Below are 21,421 nucleotides of genomic sequence, written 5' to 3'. Positions count from 1 at the left end.
AACAACCGTTGACTTCCACGGTAGGCGCATCCCCGCGCGAGGTCAACAGCTGTTGACTTACACTCTGGGAATGCCCGACCGCCGCGCCCGCTCCGCCGTCGCCACCCGCGCCGCGATACTCGACGCCGCCCGCGCCCGATTCGGCACCGACGGCTACGAACGCACGACGATGCGCGCCGTCGCGTCCGATGTGGGCGTCGACCCCGCACTGGTGGTCCGGTATTTCGGCAACAAGGAATCACTGTTCGCCGAGGCCGCCGAATTCGATCTGCACCTGCCCGACCTCCACGACGTTCCCGCGAAGGACCTCGCGGCCGTGCTCATGCCGCGCTTCTTCGCGGTGTGGGAGAACAACGGCGCGTTCCTCCCCCTGCTCCGCGCGGCCGCGAGCAGCCCGCGGGCCGCCGAGGCGATGTTGCAGGTCTTCGCCCGCCAGGTAGCGCCCGCGCTGGCCGTGGTCACGGCGGACCGCCCGGACGAACGCGCGGCCCTCGTCGGGTCGCAGGTCCTCGGACTCGCCTTCTCGCGCTACGTACTCCGGGTGCCCCCCGTGGCGAACATGACGCACGAGCAGCTGATGCGCTGGGTCGGGCCGGTGCTCGAGTACTACCTCACGACGGAACCGCGGTAGCCCTGCCGGTGATGCCTGCCGCCGTTCAGCATCCAGCGGACGTCGAGCTCACTCGTGCTGCGGCTGTGCCGCCTGATCGTGAACGACGTGATCGGCAACCGCTCGACGACGCTCGCCTCGGCACGCGGATCACCCGCGATGCCCTGTTCCAGAACCGAATACGCGGTGTGGTTGACCGAATGCACGGCAAGCCGGAGCGCGTCGAGCGCCGTGGGTCGCGGCCCGAACGCGGCGAGCGTGTGACCACCGTCCATCGCGGTTTCGACCACCGCGTAGAAATGCCAGTCTGCGCCCGAATCGCCAGTCATGATGCGCCTCACTCGATGTGCTTCTGTGAGCTGTGCCATGACGATATCGCGGGGGTACGACACGTTTTCGGAGCCGCGCCGCTCAGGCGACGGACCTGCGGCCGATTCCGAACAGCTCCTGGGGGACGTCGATCCCCTTGAGCCGGTGACTGCCCGCCGGTTCACCCCAGAACTCGTCGGTGTCGAGTTCGTCGTAGAACTCGCCGGTCACGACCACCTCGTGAGACGGCGCGACCGCGACGACGCGGCTGGCCATGTTCACGGGCCTGCCGAACCAGTCGCCCGCGCTCGGCACGGCTGTGCCCCAGGCGATCCCGGCCCGCAGCGGCGGAAGCCCCTCGGCGCGGGCGGCCTGCACGAGGTCGAGCGCGGTGTACGCCAGCGCGTTGGGATCGGCCGAGACCAACATGACGGCGTCGCCGATCGTCTTCACCAGACGCACCGGCGGAAGCACCAGATCGGTGGCCAGCCCATCGAGCCGCTCGGCCACCCGCCCCAGATCGGCGGGCGCCACCTGCTCACCGAGCAGCGTGAATCCGACGAGGTCGGCGAAACAGACGCCGATCTCCTGCGCCCCCCGAACCTGCAGGTTCGAGTCCCTGGCGATACCCACCGCATCGGAGCGCAGTTGGTGGCGCAGAGTGGTGGCGATGAGATGAGCCAGGATCTGCGCCTCGAAATCCGCGATGCGCCGCACCTCCACCGCATACCGCAGGGCCACCTCGGGGTGATCGCGCGTCGCCTCGAGCCGCTCCTGCAGGAGCGCGTCCGCGGCGTCGGCGACCGTCCAGAGGTTGCGGCCGAGGACCCGGGCGGCCGCGAAGATTCCGCTCTCGTCGAGCCCCAGATCCCGGTACTGCTTGAGTCCGCGCGCGAGGTCGAGGTCGCCGTCGTCGTAGAACGTCCCGTCCTCCGACGCACCCCGGCCGATCGCCCGGAACCACCGACGGGCATCCTCCACGGTGACGCCGGTCTTCTCGGAGATCTCGTCGATGCCGTACCGGCCCTTCGGCGCCAGCGCGTGCTCGAGCAGCAGGTGCGCGAGCCGATTGTTCCGCGAGGCGACGCGGAGTTCGTCGATCGACACCCCGTCCTCGATCAGGGTGTTCAGGACGCCCATGCGCGCAGAGCGATCCGATCCGCTGAGTCCGTCGAGGAGGCCGGCGGCCTCGAACTCGTGGAGTTGCGTGGGCGGCGGACCCGGGCGTCGGAGCGGGCGAGGCGGCGGGGACACCAGACGTCCCGTTCGGGGCGTGATCCGTCGGGGCTGTCGCGGGTTGCGCACGTCCTCATCGTCCCAGGAACGACGTCGCCCTTCGCCGTAAACCTGCGAACTCGCTTCCCCCGCGACCATGACCGAACTATATTCGGTATGTGCCGATTCAAAGTCTGTTGCTGGATGCGGCGGAGGGCCACTTCGCCCGCCGCGGCGTCCTCGCGACGCGGCTCGCCGACATCCGGCACGAGGCCGGTGTCAGTGTGGGAGCCGTCTACCACCACTTCCCGAACAAGGAAGAGCTGTACCTCCAGGTCTGGTTACGCGCGCTCGCCGACTATCAGGACGGATTCCGGGCCGCGCTCTCGGAATGCGCCGATGCGCGGTCGGGGGTGGAAGGCGCTGTCGTCCGCCACCTGCAGTGGGTGTCCGGCAACCCGCAGCGGGCCACCATCCTCGCCGCGCCCCGGCCCCCGGGCATCGACGGGCGGGCCGATTCCACCAACGCGGCGTTCTTCCGCGACGTCACCCACTGGTGGCGGGTCCACGAACACTACGGAACGGTCCGCCGGTTCGACTTCGACGTGCTCTACGCGTTGTGGCTGGGCCCGGCCCAGGAGTACTCCCGCCAGTGGCTCGCGGGCGCCATGACCACCGACCCCACCGCGGTGGCGCCCGAACTGGCGCGCGCCGCGTGGAATTCGCTACGGAACCAGGAGTAGAGGCATGACAGTGGACGTCGCACTCACCGCCGACACCGCGCAGGCCGTGCTGGAGGCCCAGCCGTTCAGCGTGCTGGTCGGCGCCCGCATGACCCAGTTCGGCGAGGGCGGCGCCACCCTCGAGATCCCCGTCCGGGACGAACTGCGGCAACAGAACGGCTTCGTGCACGGCGGCGTCCTGTCGTACGCCGCCGACAACGCTCTGACGTTCGCCGCGGGCACCGTACTCGGCGCGAACATCATGACCGCGGGCTTCACGATCACCTACCTCCGCCCCGCCCAGGGCGTGCTGCTGCGGGCGGACGCCCGAGCCGACGCGTCGACCCGGCGGCAGGCGTTGTGCCGGTGCGACATCTACGCGGTGCAGGACGACGGCTCGGAGGTACTGTGCGCCGCCGCCCAAGGCACGGCGACGGTCAAGCAGCCGCGGTAGTCGCGGCCGCACGGGATGGAACGATGGGACCATGGCTGAATCCGTCGACCGCGCATCCGTGGACAGGGCGCGTGAGCGCATCACCGGCCTGATCCGCCGGACACCCACGTTCCGTGCCACCGTCCCCACCGTGCGCGGCGCCGTACCGGTGATCTTCAAACTCGAGTTCCTGCAGTACGGTGGCTCGTTCAAGGTGCGGGGCAGCCTCAACGCGCTGCTCCACGCAGAGGAGGACGGGCGGCTCGACGATGCGGGTGTCGTCATCGCGTCCGGCGGGAACGCCGCCATCGGCGCGGCCTGGGCGTCGCGGCTGCGGGGCGTGAAGTGCACGGTGGTCGTCCCCGTCACGGCACCCGACGTCAAGATCGACAAGCTGATCGCGCTCGGCGCGGACGTGCGCAAGGTCGGTGCTCGATACGCCGAGGCGGCCGAGTATGCGGACGAACTCGCGACGTCCTCGAACGCCCTCGCCCTGCACGCCTACGATCTCCCCGACATCGTCGCCGGGGCAGGCACCATGGCCCTCGAGATCCAGGACGACGTCGCCGAGCCGCTGTCCTACGTGATCGCCGTCGGCGGCGGCGGACTGCTCTCCGGTGTCGTCGCAGGCAGCGGCGAGGACGACAGCATCTACGGCGTGGAACCGAGCGGAGCGGCGACGCTGCACTCCGCGGTCGCCGCCCGGCAGCCCGTGGACATCGACATCGACAGCATCGCCGGCGATTCCCTGGGCGCCACCAAGATCGGTTCCATCGCCTGGGACACCGTCCGGTCGCGGCCCGTGTCCAGCCTGATCGTCGACGACGACGCCCTCATCGACGCGCGAACACTGCTGTGGGAGGAGTTCCGGATCGTCGTCGAGCACGGCACCGCCGCGGCTCTCGCTGCGATCGTCACCGGACAGCTCGCCCCCGCCGACGACAAGCCGCTCTGTGTGGTGCTCTGCGGCGCCAACACGTCGATGACCAGCTACTGATTCGCCGACGTCTCAGCCACGCGGTTTCAGCCGGCTGTTCGGCAGTTCGGGTGCGGGCAGCGGATCGCCGTCGTAACCCTCGACCGTGCCGAACCGGGGGTCGGCGGGCGCCGAGCCCCGGAGCTCGGACTGCCACTCGCGGCGGTAGCCGACGATGTCCTCGTGGCTACGGCCGAGGAAGTTCCACCACATGATCACCTGCTCGCCCAGCGGCTCACCACCGAGCAGCAGCAGCCGGGCCCGGGTCCCGCCCGTGTTGCGCAGCGCCACCAGCGATTCCCCGGGCGGCTGATAGCCGAGTTCCGCCCACCGCAGCGTGGTCCCGCGCAGCTGCACCTCACCCTCGTCGACGAGCACCCCGACCTCGAAGCCGCGCTGGATGTCGAGGGTGACGTCGGCGCCCGGCTCCAGGAGGATCTCAGCGCCGAGCAGCGGCGTGAACGTGCGGACCGGTGACGTGGAGCCCGCCGTGCTCCCGAGGAACACCCGCACGGTCGCGCCGTCCAGTTCGACCGGGTCGGGTGCGTACGTCTCGAACGCCGGATCCGCGTCCTGCGCCGACGCCGGCAACGCGACCCACAGCTGCGCGCCGTGCAGGATGCGCGTCTGCGGGGTCGAGACCTCGGAGTGCGCGATCCCCCGCCCCGCGGTCATCAGGTTGAGCTCACCGGGACGCACCATCGCATGCGAGCCGATGCTGTCGCGGTGTTCGATCTCGCCGGTGAACAACCAGCTCACCGTCTGCAGTCCGGTGTGCGGGTGCGGCGGAACGTTCATCCCGCCCGTCGTCCCGACGTCGTCCGGACCGTAGTGGTCGGCGAAGCACCAGGCTCCGATCAGCGACCGCTCCCGCTGCGGGAGGGTGCGCCGCACCGGCATCGCGCGGGGACCGCCGAGCGGAACCTCGCGCGCGCCGAGCACCTGGATGCCCCCGCCGTCGGGGTGCGACTCGCACCGCTCTTCCACCGAATTCGTCTCCAGATTGCTCACTGTTCCATCGTGCCTTCCGTCAGTCCTGTGCGCCGCGCAGTTTCGCGCAGAGTTCGGTGAGTGTGTCGAGTTCGTCGTCGGACAGTGCCGGGCCGACGTGCCGCCGGATGCTCGCCGCGTGCCTGCGTCCGACGGACTTCTGCAGACGAGCACCCTCGTCCGTCAAAGCGACGACGGTCCCCCGGCGGTCGCCGGGATCGCACTCCCGCGTGACGAATCCGGACCGGGCCAGTCGCTCGACGAGCCGGCTCAGCGACGGCTGGCTGAGCAGGATCTCCCGATTGAGATCGTGCAGGCGCAGTCTGTGTCCGGGTGCCCGGGCGAGGGTGAACAGCACGTCGTATTCGCGCATGCTCACCTCGTCCCACACGTCGTCGGCGGCGAGGTTGCGCATCACCGCGACCTGGGCGCGGAAGAGTGCCTCCCACGCCTCGGCCGCGCGTTCGGTCCTACTGACGGGCGGCATCGACCGGCTCGCGATCGGCCTTCATCGACGCGTGCGTCGGCGGGTTGTCCGGCACGCCGGCAGGTCGCCGGGCAGCGAATTCCTTGCGCAGCACGGGCACGACCTCGCCGCCGAGCAGATCCAGCTGCTCGAGCACCGTCTTCAGGGGTAGTCCCGCATGGTCGACGAGGAACAACTGCCGCTGGTAGTCGCCGAAGAAGTCGGCGAACGCCAGGGTCTTCTCGATCACCTGCTCCGGTGTGCCGACGGTCAGCGGGGTCTGCTCGGTGAAGTCCTCGAGGCTCGGCCCGTGGCCGTAGACGGGGGCGTTGTCGAAGTAGGGCCGGAACTCGTCGACGGCGTCCTTGGCGTTCCTGCGCATGAACACCTGCCCGCCCAGTCCGACGATCGCCTGGTCCGCGCGGCCGTGACCGTAGTGCTCGTACCGCTCGCGGTAGAGGTTGATCAGGGCGATGTAATGCTCCTTCGGCCAGAAGATGTTGTTGGCGAAGAAGCCGTCACCGTGGAACGCCGCGATTTCGGCGATCTCCGGACTGCGGATCGAGCCGTGCCACACGAAGGGCGGGATGCCGTCGAGCGGACGCGGCGTGGACGTGAACCCCTGCAGCGGGGTGCGGAACTGGCCCTGCCAGTCCACGACGTCCTCGTCCCACAGCCGGCGCAGCAGCCGGTAGTGCTCGAGCGCCAGCGGAATCCCCTGGCGGATGTCCTGACCGAACCACGGGTAGACGGGGGCCGTGTTTCCGCGACCCATCATGAGATCCACCCGGCCCTCCGCGAGGTGCTGCAGCATCGCGTAGTCCTCGGCGATCTTCACCGGGTCGTTGGTGGTGATCAGCGTCGTGGACGTCGACAGGATGATCTTCTCGGTCTGCGCTGCGAGGTAGCCGAGCATGGTGGTCGGGGAGGACGGCACGAACGGCGGGTTGTGGTGCTCGCCGGTGGCGAACACGTCGAGCCCGACATCCTCCGCATGCGTGGCGATGGTCGTCATCGCCTTGATGCGCTCGTGCTCGGTGGGGGTGCGGCCGGTGGTGGGATCGGGGGTCACGTCGCCGACGGTGAAGATTCCGAACTGCATAGCTGTTCCTCTCGCGCCAGAACTCCATGCATTTGCATGAACCTATTGCAACATTCAACCACTTCGCTCTATTCCGGAAACGGCCGAGGGCGGCAAGCGCNAGTGCGCTTGCCGCCCTCGGCGACGATCGGATCGAACGAGCCCGATCAGTGCATCATGACCGTCGGGGCACCTTCGGCCTCGAGCTTCGGGTTGACCGACTTCTTCCGCGGCAGCAGGAACGCCGGGATGAGCGTCAACGCGATCAGCACGGTGGCGACCAGGAACGTGTTGCCGAACGCATCGGCGGCCTGGCTCAGGACCTGATCCACCATTCCGGGAGGCTCCTGCGCGGCGACCTCGGGCACGTGCTGCATCGCGACCGTCTGGCTGTCGAGACCGCGATCGAGCAGCTGGTTGGTGAGGACCACCGACATGACGGCGGTACCGATCGAACCGGCGGTCTGCTGGACGATGTTCATCAGCGTGGAACCGCGCGCGACCTGCTCGTTGGACAGCGTGACGATGGCTGCGGTCATCAGCGGCATCATGGTGCAGCCCATGCCCATGCCCATCACGAACAGCGCACCCATCAGCAGCCAGGTCGGCGAGTCCGACGCCACCTGCGTGAAGACGCCCAGACCGATCAGGATCAGCGGCAGACCCGTCAGCACGATCTTGCCGGGCCCGATCTTGTCGACGAGACGTCCGGCCACCGGCATGGTCAGCATCGCGCCGATACCCTGCGGAGCCATCAGGAGACCGGCCGCGAGGGTGGTGTGCCCGCCCACCTGGATGAAGTAGCTGGGGAACAGCAGACCGGCCCCCATGAACGCGACGATGAACAGCGAGGTCGTGATGACCGCGACCGACAGCTGCCGGTTCTTGAACAGGTGCAGATCGATCAGCGGGTGATCCTTGCGGAGCGCGTGGAACACGAACGCGACGATCAGCGCCAGGCCGACCGCACCGGGCACGAGCACGCGAGCCGAAGCAACGGTCCCCACCTCCGGGATGGACGACACACCGAACAGGAACAGAGCCAGACCCGGCGACAGCAGCAGCATGCCGAGGAAGTCGAAGGACTCGGACGGCGACGCATTGTCGGACGGCAGGATGATGAACGCGGCGGCCAGGGCGATGATGCCGATGGGCAGGTTGATCAGGAAGATCCAGTGCCAGCTCGCCGCCTCGATCAGCCAGCCACCGAGGATCGGACCACCGATGGGGCCGAGCAGCATGGGGATTCCGAGAACCGCCATGACCCGGCCGACACGGTCGGGGCCGGCCGCCTTCGTCATGATCGTCATGCCGAGCGGCATCAACATGCCGCCGCCGAGGCCCTGCAGGACGCGGAAACCGATGAGCGACGTGATGTCCCACGCGAAGCTACACAGCACCGAGCCGAGCACGAACAGCACGAGCGCCGTCATGTAGAGGCGCTTGGTGCCGAATCGGTCGGCCGCCCACCCGGTGACGGGAATGACGGTGGCCAGGGCGAGCGTGTACGCGGTCATCGTCCACGCGACGGTGGCGTACGTGGTGTCGAACTCCGTGGCGAACGTCGGCAACGCGACGCTGACGACGGTGACGTCGAGGATCGACATGATGGCACCGAGCACCACCACGGACGCGATCTTGAGGACCGTGCCGTCGAGCTTGTCGGGCGCCGCGTTCGCGGCGGTCGGCGATGTCATCCGGGTATCTCCTGGTTGAGTTCTCGCAGGGACTCCCCCGCGAGGATCGGTTGTAGTGCCTCGATCAGCCGAGTCCGCTCGATCTCCGGAACCCGCCATGCGAACCGTCGCAACTGATCACGCTTGCATTCGATGTGCTGGGTAGCGACCTTATGTCCGGCCTCCGACAGGGAGACCCGCTTGACCCGCCGGTCGCGTTCGTCCTCCCGGCGAACGACCAGACCCAGTTTCACGAGTTGATCGACGTTCCGACCCGCTGCGGCCACCGAGAGCCGCAACCGCTCGGCCACCTCGTTGATCGGAAGTGGCTCACCGTGCTGAACCAGCGCGAAGAGCATGCGCACCTGCGAAAACGTGAGGTCCAGTTCGATGAGGTTGTCCATCGACTCCGACTCCCCCGCACTCAACAGTTGGGTGAAGAAATCGTTGAGTAGTTCGAAGAGAAGATCAGGAGATTTGTCGGGCACCCTCGAATGCTAGCGCTCATGCAACTATTGCCCAAGGGCAACTATGGCGCAACCGAATAAATGGTGTCAGGTATCACAGTCCGCGGCGGCAGCCTGGACCTGCGGATTCAGTCCTGGACGAGCACCGCTTTACCCAGCACGAGGCCTGCCTCGAGGTCACGCAGTGCGTCCGCGGCCCGCTCGAGGGGATACCGCGAGGTGACCACGGGACGCAGTCCGCGTTCGACGTGCCGGATCAACGCGGCATGCACCTCTTCCAGCGCAGTCGGTTCGGTCCGGATGAACTCACCCCACGCCGCACCCACGATGCTGATGTTGCGGAACAGCACCCGGTTCACCTTCACCTCGGGGATCGTCCCGCCCGCGAAACCGATCACGACCAGCCGGCCTTCCGGGGCCAGCACCCGGACGGCCTCGTCGAACGCGTCGCCGCCGACCGGGTCGACCACGATCTGCGCGCCGCGGCCGCCGGTCAGCTCACGGACCCGGGCGCCCCAGCCGTCGTCGAGGCGGACGACCTCGTCGGCCCCCAGTTCGCGCAGGAAGTCGTCGGCGCCGTCCCGGCGCACCACCGCGATCACGCGGGCGCCGTGCGCCTTGGCCAGCTGGATGGTGGACGTCCCCACCCCACCCGCCGCGCCGAGGACGACGACGGTTTCGCCTGCCCGCAGCCGGGCCCGGCGCTCCAGCGCGAATTCCATCGTCTGGTAGTTGACGATCAGCGACGCCGCTTCGTCGAAATCAAGAATCGACGGACTGGGCAGCACCTGCGCCGGCGGCACCGCGACCCGTTCGGCGTAACCGCCGACCTGCGACGCCGCGAGCACCCGCTGTCCGGGCTCGAATCCGCTGTCGACCGGTGCCGACACCACGACACCCGCAACTTCGGCGCCGGGAACGAACGGCAACTCGGGGCCGAGCTGATACTTGCCGTAGCTGATCAGCAGGTCGGGGAAGCACACGCCGCTGGCCTTGACGTCGATCAGGACGAGCCCCTCGGCCGCCGGTTCGGGTACATCCTGCAGCGTCATGCCGCCCGGCCCCGACAGCTCCGTCACCACCACTGCGCGCATGCTCGAAACACTAGACGCGCAGGGGCGGCGAGAGGCGTCAACGAGCGAACAGCCGCTTCCGCTTGCGGGCGACGGACACCAGCTCGACCTTGTCGGTCATCTTTACGCGGGGCCGGCCGGACCCCGCCGCGCGGCCGGTCTCCGCCTTGTCGATCGCCCGCCAGCCCGGGAACCCGATCTGTTCCGGCTGGCGCCGCTCGATCAGCTTCTTCACGTCCTTCCGGGTGCCGACCGTGCCGAGGAGTTTTCCGGCCTCGAAATCTGCGAGCAGCGACGACACCGTCTCCTTCGCGCACGCCTTGTTGGTGCCGATGACGCCGCTGGGTCCGCGCTTGATCCATCCGGTCACGTACACCCGGTCGGTGACCCGGCCGTGCTCGTTGGGGATCACGCCGCGCTTCTCGTCGAACGCGACACCGCCGACGGGGTTGCCGCGGTAGCCGATGGAGCGCAGCACGAGCGAGGTGTCCAGCGAACCCTCCTCGCCGCGAGCCCGGGCGGACAACGCGCCGGAGTCGTCGACCACCAGTTCGTTGCGTCCGTAGCGCAGAGCCTCGGCCTTGCCGGAACCGGTGACCTCGAGCGGCGACGTCAGGTAGCGGAACACGATGCGCTTGTGTCCGGGCCGCGGGGCACGCTGCGCGAACTCCCGCGCGAGCCGGACCTTCATCGCGGTGGCCGGATCGTCGAGCAGTGCCTCACTGGCCGAGTCGAGGTCGAGATCGGCGTCGTCGATGACGACGTCCACGTTCTCGAGGTCGCCGAGCGCCAGGAACTCGGGGTTGCTGTAGGCGGCCTGCGCAGGCCCGCGGCGGCCGAGCAGAACGACTTCCTCGATGTTGCTGCGCCGCAGCGCGGCGAGAGCGTGATCGGCGATGTCCGTCCGTTCCAGCTCCTCGACGTTCATCGTGAGGATGCGGGCCACGTCGAGCGCGACGTTGCCGTTGCCGACGATCACCGCGCGCTTCGCGGACAGGTCGAACGTGCGCTCCGCGTAGTCCGGGTGGCCGTTGTACCAGGCCACGAACTCGGTGGCGGCGTGCACGCCGGGAAGATCCTCGCCCGGGATCCCCAGACGCCGGTCGCTCGACGCCCCGACGGCGTAGATGACGGCGTGGTGATTCTCCAGCAGCTCGTCGTGGGTGACGTGTTTGCCGACCTCGACGTTGAGGTGGAACTCGAAGTTCGGCCGGTCGAGGCTCCACTCGAACATCCGGGTCACCTCCTTGGTGCCGGGATGGTCGGGTGCGACACCCGCGCGGACGAGTCCCCACGGGGTCGGGAGCTTCTCGAACATCTCGACCTCGACGTCGGACCGTTCGAGCAGTTCACCGGCGGCGTAGCAGGCCGCCGGGCCGGCGCCGACGACGGCGACCCGGAGCTTGCCGAGGTCGCGGCGCGGCGGGGTCGCGGGTGTGAGGGGGATCCACCCGGTCGGCATGGGGTTGGTCGTGTAGTACTCGGCGTTGATGTCCTTGTAGCGCGTGAGCGAGCCGATGAGCTTGTCTTCCGGGAAGATCGCGTCGACCGGACACGCGTCGACGCAGGCCCCGCAGTCGATGCAGGTTTCCGGGTCGATGTGCAGCATCTCGGTCTGCGCGAATTCCCGCTCCTCCGGTGTCGGATGGATGCAGTTCACGGGGCATGCGGAGACGCAGCTCGCGTCGTTGCAGCACGCCTGGGTGATGACATATGCCATTGCGGTTTCCTCACACCTGTCCGGACCATCGAACTCGTTTGTGTTACACGTAGTAACAGTTATATGAACTGTACTGAGAATCGCGTCCGCAAACAAGCACCGGCGCCGGGATGGAAGAATCGGGGCTCCGTCCACGAGCGAAGGAACCGCATCTTGGCACTCGACCGACCCCTCGCCGCTGTCCCCGCACGCGGCCGCTTCTTCGAGACGTCCTGGCCGGTCCGCACCGGCGACATCGATGCCGCCAAGCGCCTGCGCCTCGACGGGATCGCGCGGTATCTGCAGGACGCCGGACTGGACAACCTCGACGCGGTCGACGCCGCCGACAGCCACCCGCTGTGGATCGTCCGGCGCACCGTCATCGACGTCGTACGACCGGCGGTATGGCCCGAGCGGGTGCACCTCCGGCGCTGGTGCTCCGCGCTCTCGACCCGCTGGACGAATATGCGGGTCCAGATCGAGGGTGAGGCGGGTGCACTCATCGAGACCGAAGGTTTCTGGATCCACATCAGCGGCGAAACCGGAATGCCCACCCGCATCGACGACGGGTTCATCGAACGCCTCGGCGAGTCGGCGGAGGAACACCGGCTCAAATGGAAGCGCTGGCTCGTCGAGAATGCGCCGGCCGCCGAGGAGGACGGCATCGTGGATACCGAGTTCGTCCTACGCCGCACCGACATCGACCCGTTCGACCACGTCAACAACGCCGTCTACTGGCAGGCCGTCGAAGAACTGCTCGCCGACCACGAGCATCCGGGCGGCGGTCGCCTCGTCGACAATCCCCATCGCGCCGTGCTCGAATACCTTTCGCCCATCGTGTCGACCGACCGGATCGTCCTGCGTTCGAGGCGGGACGAGACGTCGCTGACCGTGTGGTTCCTGGTCGACGACGCCCTGCGGGCCGTGGCCCGGGTCGGGCCACTCACCACCTGATCAGACCATCTGCTGGGTGCCGATCACCCGCAACAGGTCGAGCCGGGCCCGCGCGTCGGAGCCCGGCTGCGGCATGTACACGAGCAGATGCTGGTAGGCGCTCGGGGTCAGCAGCGTCTCGCAGACGAGGTCGATGCGTCCGACCTCGGGGTGGAGGACGGTCTTGGTGTCGGACCTGCGGACGGCCACATCGTGCCTGTCCCAGAGCGCCGCGAACTCGGCGCTGCTCTCGTAGAGGCGGTCCACCAATTCCGTCACGTCGGCGTCACCGGCCCGCCGGGCAGCCGTCGCCCGCAGATCCGCGACGTGGTTTCCGGCGAGCCGCTCGTGATCGTCCTCGGGGAACATCCCGCGCTCGCCGGGGTGCGCGAACCACCGCCACGGCACGTACCGGTCGAGACCCGAATACCGGGTCGCGTCGCCGAACAGGATCACGTGCATGCGATTCTGGACCAGCACCTCCCCGAGGTCCGAGATGACGCAGCCCGGGGTGTCGTCGAGCTTGTCGAGCAGGTGCAGCAGTCCCGGTCCGACGTGTTTGTTGCCCGCGGCCCGCATCGGCGGCACCTGACCCGACAACAGGTAGAGATGGTCTCGCTGATCGTCGGTCAGCCGCAACGCCCGCGCGATCGACGCCAGGACCTGCGTCGACGGATGCGGGCCGCGGGCCTGCTCGAGTCGGGTGTAGTAATCCGTCGACATTCCCGCGAGCATCGCCACCTCGTCGCGCCGGAGCCCCGGCGTCCGCCGGCGTACACCCGGTGGCAGTCCGACGTCGGCCGGAACCAGCTGTTCCCTGCGACGGCGGAGGAAGTCGGCCAACTCGGAGCGGTTCATGCATCAACTGTGCCGGACCCACCGGGACGCTGCCAGGGATCGCCGGTCCCCCGATGAACGGTCTCTGGTTGCCGCTCCCGGCGACGGCGACGCTGGTGTCAGTCCGGAACAGACACCGACAATCGGAGCAGAACATGATCAGCACCACCGCACTCGGAACCACCGGTCCCACCGTCAGCCGGCTCGGCCTCGGCGCCATGGGCATGTCCGGGATGTACGGCAGGACGGACGACGTGGAGTCCATCGCCACCATCCACGCGGCGCTCGAAGCCGGGATCGATCTCGTCGACACCGGGGACTTCTACGGATCGGGCCACAACGAGTCCCTGATCGGCAAGGCCCTCGCCGGCCGTCGACGGGAGGACGTGACCCTCAGCGTCAAGTTCGGCGGACTGCGCGGCCCCGGCGGCACGTGGGCCGGAGTGGACACGCGACCCGAGTCGATCCGGAACTTCCTCGCCTACTCGCTGCAGCGTCTCGGCGTCGACTACATCGACATCTACCGCCCCGCCCGTCTCGACCCCGACGTGCCGATCGAGGACACCGTCGGAACGATCGGCGAACTCGTCGAGGCAGGCTACGTGCGCCACATCGGCCTGTCCGAGGTGGGCCCCGAGACCCTGCGCCGCGCGGCGGCCGTGCACCCGATCGTGGACCTGCAGATCGAGTACTCGCTCATCTCGCGGGGTATCGAGGCCGAGATCCTTCCGCTCTGCCGGGAACTCGGGATCGGCGTGACGGCCTACGGCGTACTTTCCCGGGGTCTGCTCAGCGACTCGCTGCGCACCGATCAGACCCTCGCGGCCGACGACTTCCGCGCACACAGCCCCCGGTTCCAGGGCGACAACCTCCGGCAGAACCTCACCCTCGTCGACTCGCTCGCCGCCGTGGCCGCGCAGCACGGGGTGAGCGTCGCGCAGCTGGCGATCGCGTGGGTTCTCGCCCAGGGCGACGACATCGTGCCCGTCGTCGGAGCGCGCACCGTCGCCCGGCTCGAGGAGACGCTCGGCGCACTCGACGTCCACCTCGACGCCGGTGACCTCGCCGCCATCGCCGCAGCGGTTCCCGACACCGCAGTCGCCGGGGACCGCTACGCGCCCGCGCAGATGGCCCAACTCGACAGTGAACGCGCCGGCGTGGGGCGCTAGCGTCTAGCCATGGCCTCGCACAGCTCCTCGCGGAATCGCACCCTGATCCTGATGCGCCACGGCAAGTCGGCGTACCCGGAGGGGGTCGCGGATCACGAACGGCCGCTGGCGCCGCGCGGACGGAAGCAGGCGGGTCTGGCCGGTGAGTGGCTGCGGTCCACGCAGCCGCCGATCGACGCCGTGCTGTGTTCGACTGCTCGCCGCACCCGGGAAACGCTGGAGGCGACCCGGGTCGGCGCTCCCGCCCGGTTCGCCGACGAGTTGTACGGCGCGTACCCGTCCGAGGTGCTCATGGAGATCGTGCGGGTCGAGCCGTCGGTGCGCACGCTGCTCGTGGTCGGACATGTTCCCGGCATGCCGTCGACGGCACTGGATCTGGCGGGCAACCCCGACACCGGGGAAGCCGACCTGATGCGGGAGAAGTTCCCGACGTCCGCGCTCGCGGTCCTCACGGTGCCGTGCGACTGGGACGAACTCACGTCGAGTGCGGCGTCACTCGCCGCGTTCCACGTCCCGCGGTAGGGGCCTCAGAACAGCTTCCGGCCGACGACGGCGACGACACCCAGAATCAGGACCAGCACGAGGGCCGACCAGAATCCGAACAGCCACCAGACCACCCCGAAGACGACCAGTGCCGGTGCCACGGTGATGAGTGCGATCGTGGGGCTTTCCCGCAGCACTTCGAGTGCCGACTCCGTCTTGACGCGATCGATCTTCTTCTCGGACATCTCGTCTCCGTTCAGCGAACCACGCATATCGGACAGGTGTGGTCGAGGATAGTCTTCACGGGACGAGAACCAGCTCGAGCGAGGGCAGACCAGCGGCGAGGGAGATGGGAAACCGCAGTGACCACCCGACAGGAGAAGGCCGCCCAGACGCGCCGGGACTTACTCGACGCAGCCAGAGTGGTCTTCGAACGCAAGGGTTACCTGAACGCCACCATCACCGACATCACGACCGAGGCCGGCAAGGCGGCGGGTTCGTTCTACAACCATTTCGATGGCAAGGAAGCGCTGCTCCTCGCGCTCGCGGACGACATCGGCGACGACGCGGATGCACTCGTCACCACCTCCCCCGACGATCTGCGGAACCTCGGTCCGCATCTCGCCGTGTTCTGGCAACTGCAGTCGCGGCATCGCACCGTGATGTCCGCGCTCCGCGACGCAGCCCTCGTCGATCCCGAGTTCGCGCAGCGGATGCACGACTTCGGGATCGAGCAGATGAAGCCGTGGGCCGAACTCCTCACGACACTCTCCGCGGACGGCGCACACCTCCCTGCGAGCCCCGACGTCAGTGCCCAGTTGCTCGCCGCGGTGGCGACCGTCTTCGTCGGCCTGTGGGACGGCGACGACGATGCGGGCATCGCCGCACTCACCCGGTTCGTCGAGCGCGGGCTCCTCGGCTAACTGCCCGGGAACGTCACGACGTCGAGGTACAGCGGCATCTCGTCGGTGCGCGATCCGGTCTGCGTTCCCGCCTCGTCGACCACCGGGGCGCCGGCGGTCGCAGCGGCTTCGAGACTCTCCCCCGTCACCCGCCCGTCGAGGTCGAAGTTCTCGAACTCGAACGGAATGCCGTTCGACGCCAGGTAGTTCGGCCCGTCCATCAGATGGAAGTGCAGATGCGGTGCGTCGGTGTTACCGCTGTTGCCCAGCAACCCGAGCTGGTCGCCCGCCCGCAGGTCCTGGCCGACGCTGATGTCGTCCACGCTGCCGGGCTGCAGGTGCGCGTAGAACGCGTACCGCCCGTTCCCGATGTCCTGGACGACGTGGTTTCCGCCGTACTGGTCGAGGGGCAGTCCCTGCGGACTGGCACCCGGAACCTGTTCGGACAGGTCGCCCACGACGGCGATCACCTTGCCGTCCGACACCGCACGGACCGGTGCGCCGTAGTACTCGTAGCTCGACAGCTGAGTCTTGTCGCCGACGTAGATGCGTCCCTGCTCGTCGAGTTGGACGAAGTCGATCGCGAAGCGCTCGGCCGTGAGCATCCGCCCGTTGATCGGCAGCACGGCCGCGCGGTGGGACGTGACCGTGCAGCAGCCGGTGCCGTCGAGCCACCGCGGACCGTCGAGGGGAGCGCGGATCCGGACGGCGTCGCGGGTGTCGACTTCGGTGTCCGCCACGTTCTCGGCGAGCTGCGACGGCACGAGTGACGTCGCCTGCGGAAAGTTGACGTTCACGACGTGGCCGAGACTGGTGGGCACGTCGTCGGGACTGTTCAGTGTCGCGTCGATCCACACCAGCCCCTGCTGTCCGGGGGCGAGGACGGTGCCGGTCTTCGGGCCTCCGCCGAGTGCCTGGGACCAGGGCGTCAGCGCATCGCCGCTCAAATCCACCAGTGTGCGGCCGTCGCCCTTCACCTGCAGCGACGTGATCGTCGCCGGCTGCGAACCGGTGTTCGTCAGCCGCAGTTCGTAGACCAGGTGCACGCGACCGTCGCTGCCCGTCACCGGGATCGGCGCGGCCACCACATCCGCGACCACCGGCGTGAGCACCGCGGGACCGGCGGACGCGGCAGGCGCCGCCGACGACGTCGCCTCGCTCTGCTGGGTGTCCGAGGCCGTGCAGGAGGTCGCGGCCCCCACGACGACGGCGAGTAGGAGCGCGATGGCGAACCTCGACCGGGCCATCATCCGACGCTAGCAACGGCGAACACCCGGCGACAAGGCATGGAAACAGATGAAGGCCCCACCCCCGAAGAGAGAGGGGTGGGGCCTTCGTCCTTGGTGAGTGCCCGGCGAGTCCTGGGACTCGTCAACCGCTCACGGGCGCGGAGCGCCTACCGGTAATCGTTGCTGAAACCGTAATCGTCCAGCGGCACCGCGGCACCGGTGTTCTGGCCGAAGCCGTCCGGGCTGTAGTACTGGTCGTCGTAGGACGGAACCGCGTACGCAGCAGCGCGAGCTTCTTCGGTCGGCTGAACCTGGATGTTGCGGTAACGGTTGATACCGGTACCGGCGGGGATCAGCTTTCCGATGATCACGTTTTCCTTCAGACCGATCAGCTTGTCCGAGCGGCAGTTGATCGCCGCATCGGTCAGCACGCGAGTGGTCTCCTGGAACGACGCCGCGGACAGCCACGAGTCGGTCGCCAGCGATGCCTTGGTGATACCCATCAGCACCGGACGTCCGGCTGCCGGCTCGCCACCCTCGGCGACGACACGGCGGTTGGCCGCTTCGAAGTCCGCACGCTCGGTCAGCGAACCGGGCAGGAACTCCGTGGCGCCCGAGTCGATGATCGTCACGCGACGCAGCATCTGGCGCACGATGACCTCGATGTGCTTGTCGTGGATCGACACACCCTGGCTCCGGTACACCTCCTGGACCTCGTTGACGAGGTGGATCTGCACCTGACGGGGGCCCATGACACGCAGCACCTCGTGCGGATCGGCAGCACCTTCCATGAGCTGCTGACCGACCTCGACGTGGTCACCGTCGGCCAGAAGGCGTTCGGTGCCGTCGTCGTGCTTGAAGACACGCAGACGCTGACGCTTCGAGAGCTTGTCGTAGACAACCTCTTCGCCACCGTCGTCCGGGACGATGGTGATCTTGTAGAAGCGGTCGCCGTCCTCGAGCTGCACGCGGCCACTGACGTCGGCGATCGGGGCCTTGCCCTTGGGGACGCGGGCCTCGAACAGCTCCTGAACACGCGGCAGACCACCGGTGATGTCGTCTCCGGCGACACCACCCTGGTGGAACGTACGCATGGTCAGCTGGGTACCGGGCTCACCGATGGACTGTGCGGCGACGATACCGACGGCCTCACCGATGTCGACGAGCTTGCCGGTGGCCATGGAGCGGCCGTAGCAAGTGGCGCAGACGCCGGTGCCGGTAGTGCAGGTGAGCACCGACCGGACCTTGACCTGCGTGATGCCTGCTTCGAGCAGCGCGTCGATCGCCGGGTCGCCCAGGTCGTGTCCACGCTCGACGATGACGTTGCCGTTCTCGTCGACCGCGTCGGCGGCCAGGGTGCGGGCGTACGTGCTCGTCTCCACGTGAGCGTCGCGGATCAGCGTGCCGTCGGCCTGCTTCTCGGCGATCGTGGTGACGATGCCGCGCTCGGTTCCACAGTCGACCTCGCGGACGATGACGTCCTGCGAGACGTCCACCAGACGACGGGTCAGGTAACCCGAGTCGGCGGTGCGGAGCGCGGTATCGGCCAGACCCTTACGGGCACCGTGCGTGTTGATGAAGTACTCGAGAACGGTCAGGCCTTCCTTGAAGGAAGACTTGATCGGACGCGGGATGAACTCACCCTTCGGGTTGGTCACCAGACCCTTCATCCCGGCGAGCGACCGAACCTGAGTCATGTTGCCGGCGGCGCCGGACTTCACGATCATCGGGATCGGGTTGTCGTCGGGGAAGTGGGCCTCCATGGCCTTACCGACCTCGTCGGTGGCCTCGGACCAGATCTTGACCAGGGCGCTGTTGCGCTCGGTCTTGTTCAGAGCACCACGCTGGTACTTCTTCTCGATCTGGTCGGCCTGAGCCTCGAAGGACTCCATGATCTGAGCCTTCTCCGGCGGCACGAGGACGTCGGAGATCGAGACCGTGACACCCGAACGCGTGGCCCAGTAGAAACCGGCGTCCTTCAGCTTGTCGACGGTCTGCGCGACCACGATCATGGGGTAGCGCTCGGCGAGATCGTTGATGATTGTCGCCTGACGCTTCTTCGGCATCTGCTCGTTGACGAACGGGTAGTCCGCGGGCAGCAGCTCGTTGAAGAGCACGCGACCCAGCGTCGTCTCCGCGGTCCAGCCGTCACCGTAGTTCCAGCCTTCGGGGAACAGCTCCGACTCGATGTCGCGGGGCGGGCGCTGCTGCGTGAGCCGCACCTTGATCTTCGCCTGCACGACGAGCGCGCCACGATCGACGGCCATCTGAGCCTCGGCAGGCGAGGAGTACACGCCCTGCTCCGCCTCTTCGCTGGTCGACGCTTCGAGCTCGCCGATCGCACCCTCGTCCAACCGGGTCAGGTGGTACAGACCGGTGACCATGTCCAGACGGGGCATGGCGAGCGGTCGACCCGACGCGGGCGACAGGATGTTGTTCGACGACAGCATCAGGATGCGAGCCTCGGCCTGCGCCTCCGCGGACAGCGGAAGGTGCACGGCCATCTGGTCACCGTCGAAGTCGGCGTTGAAGGCCTCACACACCAGCGGGTGGAGCTGAATGGCCTTACCTTCGACCAGCTGCGGCTCGAAGGCCTGGATGCCCAGGCGGTGCAGCGTCGGTGCACGGTTCAGCAGCACCGGGTGCTCGGCGATGACCTCTTCGAGGACGTCCCACACCTGTGCGCGCTGACGTTCCACCATGCGCTTGGCGGACTTGATGTTCTGCGCGTGGTTCAGGTCGACCAGACGCTTCATCACGAACGGCTTGAACAGCTCGAGAGCCATCAGCTTCGGCAGACCGCACTGATGCAGCTTGAGCTGCGGGCCGACGACGATGACGGAACGACCCGAGTAGTCGACGCGCTTACCGAGCAGGTTCTGACGGAAACGACCCTGCTTGCCCTTGAGCAGGTCGCTCAGGGACTTCAGCGGACGGTTACCGGGACCCGTGACGGGACGGCCACGACGGCCGTTGTCGAACAGCGCGTCCACGGACTCCTGCAGCATCCGCTTCTCGTTGTTGACGATGATCTCGGGGGCACCGAGGTCGATCAGTCGCTTGAGGCGGTTGTTGCGGTTGATCACGCGGCGGTACAGGTCGTTCAGGTCGGAGGTGGCGAAGCGGCCACCGTCGAGCTGAACCATCGGGCGCAGCTCCGGCGGGATCACCGGGACGGCGTTCAGAACCATGCCCATGGGCGAGTTCTGGTTGACCTGGAAGGCTGCGACGACCTTGAGACGCTTCAGTGCGCGGAGCTTCTTCTGCCCCTTGCCGCTGCGGATGGTCTCGCGGAGGTTCTCGGCCTCGGCGTCGATGTCGAAGCTCTCCATGAGCTTCTGGATCGACTCGGCACCCATGGCGCCCGTGAAGTACTCGCCGTAGCGGTCGACGAGCTCGCGGTACAGCAGTTCGTCGACGATGAGCTGCTTGACACTCAACTTGGTGAACGTGGTCCAGATCTCGTCGAGACGATCCAGCTCGCGCTGCGCGCGGTCACGGAGCTGACGCATTTCGCGCTCGCCGCCGTCCTTGACCTTGCGGCGGACGTCGGACTTGGCGCCCTCCGCCTCCAGCTCGGCGATGTCGGCTTCGAGCTTCTGAGCGCGGGCCTCGAGGTCGGCGTCACGCTGATCCGCGACGGACTTCTTCTCGACCTGCATCTCGGCTTCGAGAGTGGACAGCTCGTTGTGACGCAGTTCCTCGTCGACACCGACGATGACGTACGCGGCGAAGTAGATGATCTTCTCGAGATCCTTCGGCGCCAGGTCGAGCAGGTAGCCGAGACGGCTGGGCACGCCCTTGAAGTACCAGATGTGCGTGACCGGGGCGGCCAGTTCGATGTGGCCCATACGCTCACGCCGAACCTTGGCGCGGGTCACCTCGACGCCGCAGCGCTCACAAATGATGCCCTTGAAGCGGACACGCTTGTACTTACCGCAGTAGCACTCCCAGTCCCGGGTGGGGCCGAAGATCTTCTCGCAGAAGAGGCCGTCCTTCTCGGGCTTGAGGGTGCGGTAGTTGATGGTCTCCGGCTTCTTGACCTCGCCGTAGGACCAATTGCGGATGTCCTCTGCACTGGCGAGGCCAATGCGGAGTTCATCGAAGAAGTTGACGTCGAGCACGTAACTTCCTTTCCCCAGAGGGATTGT

At 67.8% G+C, this 21,421-nt stretch carries 21 protein-coding genes; 8 read left to right on the top strand and 13 right to left on the bottom strand.

The window, feature by feature from the left end; genetic code table 11:
• Window positions 1-70 precede the first annotated feature (70 nt).
• Entirely contained in the window at window positions 71-631 is a 561-nt protein-coding gene (locus tag ACNJ7E_RS29890) for a TetR/AcrR family transcriptional regulator (RefSeq protein ID WP_418341642.1), read from the top strand.
• On the opposite strand, the gene ACNJ7E_RS29885 is transcribed toward ACNJ7E_RS29890, so the two are convergent.
• A complete protein-coding gene (locus ACNJ7E_RS29885; RefSeq protein ID WP_280779947.1) occupies window positions 607-939 on the bottom strand; it encodes a hypothetical protein in 333 nt (110 codons plus the stop codon). The genes ACNJ7E_RS29890 and ACNJ7E_RS29885 overlap by 25 nt on opposite strands.
• Before the next feature lie 82 nt (window positions 940-1,021).
• Window positions 1,022-2,224: an adenylate/guanylate cyclase domain-containing protein gene (locus ACNJ7E_RS29880; RefSeq protein ID WP_280780023.1), complete on the bottom strand. Its 1,203-nt coding sequence runs from the start codon at window positions 2,222-2,224 to the stop codon at window positions 1,022-1,024.
• Window positions 2,225-2,313: 89 nt separating this feature from the next.
• Here ACNJ7E_RS29880 and ACNJ7E_RS29875 point away from each other — a divergent pair, with 89 nt between their 5' ends.
• The 3 genes from ACNJ7E_RS29875 to ACNJ7E_RS29865 are packed head-to-tail and all read left to right on the top strand — an operon-like array spanning window position 2,314 to window position 4,286.
• Complete coding sequence (locus tag ACNJ7E_RS29875; RefSeq protein ID WP_280779946.1) at window positions 2,314-2,877, top strand: TetR/AcrR family transcriptional regulator; 564 nt, start codon at window positions 2,314-2,316, stop codon at window positions 2,875-2,877.
• 4 nt (window positions 2,878-2,881) lie between these two features.
• Entirely contained in the window at window positions 2,882-3,310 is a 429-nt protein-coding gene (locus tag ACNJ7E_RS29870; RefSeq protein ID WP_280779945.1) for a PaaI family thioesterase, read from the top strand.
• Between the two features lie 31 nt (window positions 3,311-3,341).
• Window positions 3,342-4,286 (top strand): serine/threonine dehydratase, encoded by a 945-nt coding sequence (locus tag ACNJ7E_RS29865; protein ID WP_418341641.1) that lies wholly within the window; start codon window positions 3,342-3,344, stop codon window positions 4,284-4,286.
• Window positions 4,287-4,298: 12 nt separating this feature from the next.
• Here ACNJ7E_RS29865 and ACNJ7E_RS29860 read toward each other — a convergent pair whose 3' ends face one another.
• The 7 genes from ACNJ7E_RS29860 to ACNJ7E_RS29830 form a co-directional block, all read right to left on the bottom strand.
• Window positions 4,299-5,276, bottom strand: coding sequence for a pirin family protein (locus ACNJ7E_RS29860; protein ID WP_280779944.1), 978 nt, complete (start codon window positions 5,274-5,276; stop codon window positions 4,299-4,301).
• Window positions 5,277-5,295: 19 nt separating this feature from the next.
• Entirely contained in the window at window positions 5,296-5,742 is a 447-nt protein-coding gene (locus ACNJ7E_RS29855) for a MarR family winged helix-turn-helix transcriptional regulator (RefSeq protein ID WP_280779943.1), read from the bottom strand.
• Window positions 5,726-6,823 carry an LLM class flavin-dependent oxidoreductase gene (locus ACNJ7E_RS29850; protein WP_280779942.1) on the bottom strand — a complete coding sequence of 366 codons (1,098 nt, stop codon included), beginning with the start codon at window positions 6,821-6,823 and terminating at the stop codon, window positions 5,726-5,728. The genes ACNJ7E_RS29855 and ACNJ7E_RS29850 overlap by 17 nt, the downstream gene beginning before the upstream one ends.
• A gap of 146 nt (window positions 6,824-6,969) precedes the next feature.
• The gene (locus ACNJ7E_RS29845; RefSeq protein WP_105418818.1) at window positions 6,970-8,499 is read right to left on the bottom strand and encodes a DHA2 family efflux MFS transporter permease subunit; all 1,530 of its coding nucleotides are present in this window, start codon (window positions 8,497-8,499) and stop codon (window positions 6,970-6,972) included.
• On the bottom strand, window positions 8,496-8,966 hold the full coding sequence (locus ACNJ7E_RS29840; protein ID WP_065492023.1) for a MarR family winged helix-turn-helix transcriptional regulator: 471 nt from the start codon (window positions 8,964-8,966) through the stop codon (window positions 8,496-8,498). The genes ACNJ7E_RS29845 and ACNJ7E_RS29840 overlap by 4 nt, the downstream gene beginning before the upstream one ends.
• Before the next feature lie 107 nt (window positions 8,967-9,073).
• The gene (locus tag ACNJ7E_RS29835; RefSeq protein WP_283352886.1) at window positions 9,074-10,039 is read right to left on the bottom strand and encodes an NADPH:quinone oxidoreductase family protein; all 966 of its coding nucleotides are present in this window, start codon (window positions 10,037-10,039) and stop codon (window positions 9,074-9,076) included.
• Window positions 10,040-10,076: 37 nt separating this feature from the next.
• A complete protein-coding gene (locus ACNJ7E_RS29830; RefSeq protein ID WP_280779940.1) occupies window positions 10,077-11,738 on the bottom strand; it encodes an FAD-dependent oxidoreductase in 1,662 nt (553 codons plus the stop codon).
• A gap of 153 nt (window positions 11,739-11,891) precedes the next feature.
• Here ACNJ7E_RS29830 and ACNJ7E_RS29825 point away from each other — a divergent pair, with 153 nt between their 5' ends.
• A complete protein-coding gene (locus ACNJ7E_RS29825; protein ID WP_280779939.1) occupies window positions 11,892-12,671 on the top strand; it encodes an acyl-[acyl-carrier-protein] thioesterase in 780 nt (259 codons plus the stop codon).
• On the opposite strand, the gene ACNJ7E_RS29820 is transcribed toward ACNJ7E_RS29825, so the two are convergent.
• A complete protein-coding gene (locus ACNJ7E_RS29820) occupies window positions 12,672-13,508 on the bottom strand; it encodes a helix-turn-helix transcriptional regulator (protein WP_280779938.1) in 837 nt (278 codons plus the stop codon). It lies immediately after the preceding gene.
• A gap of 134 nt (window positions 13,509-13,642) precedes the next feature.
• Here ACNJ7E_RS29820 and ACNJ7E_RS29815 point away from each other — a divergent pair, with 134 nt between their 5' ends.
• Together ACNJ7E_RS29815 and ACNJ7E_RS29810 are read left to right on the top strand one after the other, a co-directional pair.
• Window positions 13,643-14,656, top strand: a complete 1,014-nt coding sequence (locus ACNJ7E_RS29815) for an aldo/keto reductase (RefSeq protein WP_280779937.1) — start codon at window positions 13,643-13,645, stop codon at window positions 14,654-14,656.
• A gap of 9 nt (window positions 14,657-14,665) precedes the next feature.
• Window positions 14,666-15,178: a SixA phosphatase family protein gene (locus tag ACNJ7E_RS29810; protein WP_280779936.1), complete on the top strand. Its 513-nt coding sequence runs from the start codon at window positions 14,666-14,668 to the stop codon at window positions 15,176-15,178.
• A 5-nt stretch (window positions 15,179-15,183) separates the two neighbouring features.
• Here ACNJ7E_RS29810 and ACNJ7E_RS29805 read toward each other — a convergent pair whose 3' ends face one another.
• On the bottom strand, window positions 15,184-15,384 hold the full coding sequence (locus ACNJ7E_RS29805) for a hypothetical protein (RefSeq protein ID WP_005258232.1): 201 nt from the start codon (window positions 15,382-15,384) through the stop codon (window positions 15,184-15,186).
• Window positions 15,385-15,501: 117 nt separating this feature from the next.
• On the opposite strand from ACNJ7E_RS29805, the gene ACNJ7E_RS29800 reads away from it, so the two are divergent.
• Window positions 15,502-16,062 (top strand): TetR/AcrR family transcriptional regulator, encoded by a 561-nt coding sequence (locus ACNJ7E_RS29800; RefSeq protein ID WP_418341640.1) that lies wholly within the window; start codon window positions 15,502-15,504, stop codon window positions 16,060-16,062.
• Here ACNJ7E_RS29800 and ACNJ7E_RS29795 read toward each other — a convergent pair.
• Window positions 16,059-17,291 carry a M23 family metallopeptidase gene (locus ACNJ7E_RS29795; protein WP_418341639.1) on the bottom strand — a complete coding sequence of 411 codons (1,233 nt, stop codon included), beginning with the start codon at window positions 17,289-17,291 and terminating at the stop codon, window positions 16,059-16,061. The genes ACNJ7E_RS29800 and ACNJ7E_RS29795 overlap by 4 nt on opposite strands.
• A gap of 146 nt (window positions 17,292-17,437) precedes the next feature.
• Complete coding sequence (locus ACNJ7E_RS29790; RefSeq protein ID WP_280779933.1) at window positions 17,438-21,394, bottom strand: DNA-directed RNA polymerase subunit beta'; 3,957 nt, start codon at window positions 21,392-21,394, stop codon at window positions 17,438-17,440.
• Between the last annotated feature and the right edge of the window lie 27 nt (window positions 21,395-21,421).

This window comes from Rhodococcus mengyinensis (genome assembly GCF_048381435.1).
Lineage (GTDB): Bacteria > Actinomycetota > Actinomycetes > Mycobacteriales > Mycobacteriaceae > Rhodococcus_F > Rhodococcus_F opacus_D.
The sequence above is the reverse complement of the archived record's forward strand: the minus strand, read 5'-3'. Positions and strand labels throughout refer to the sequence as shown.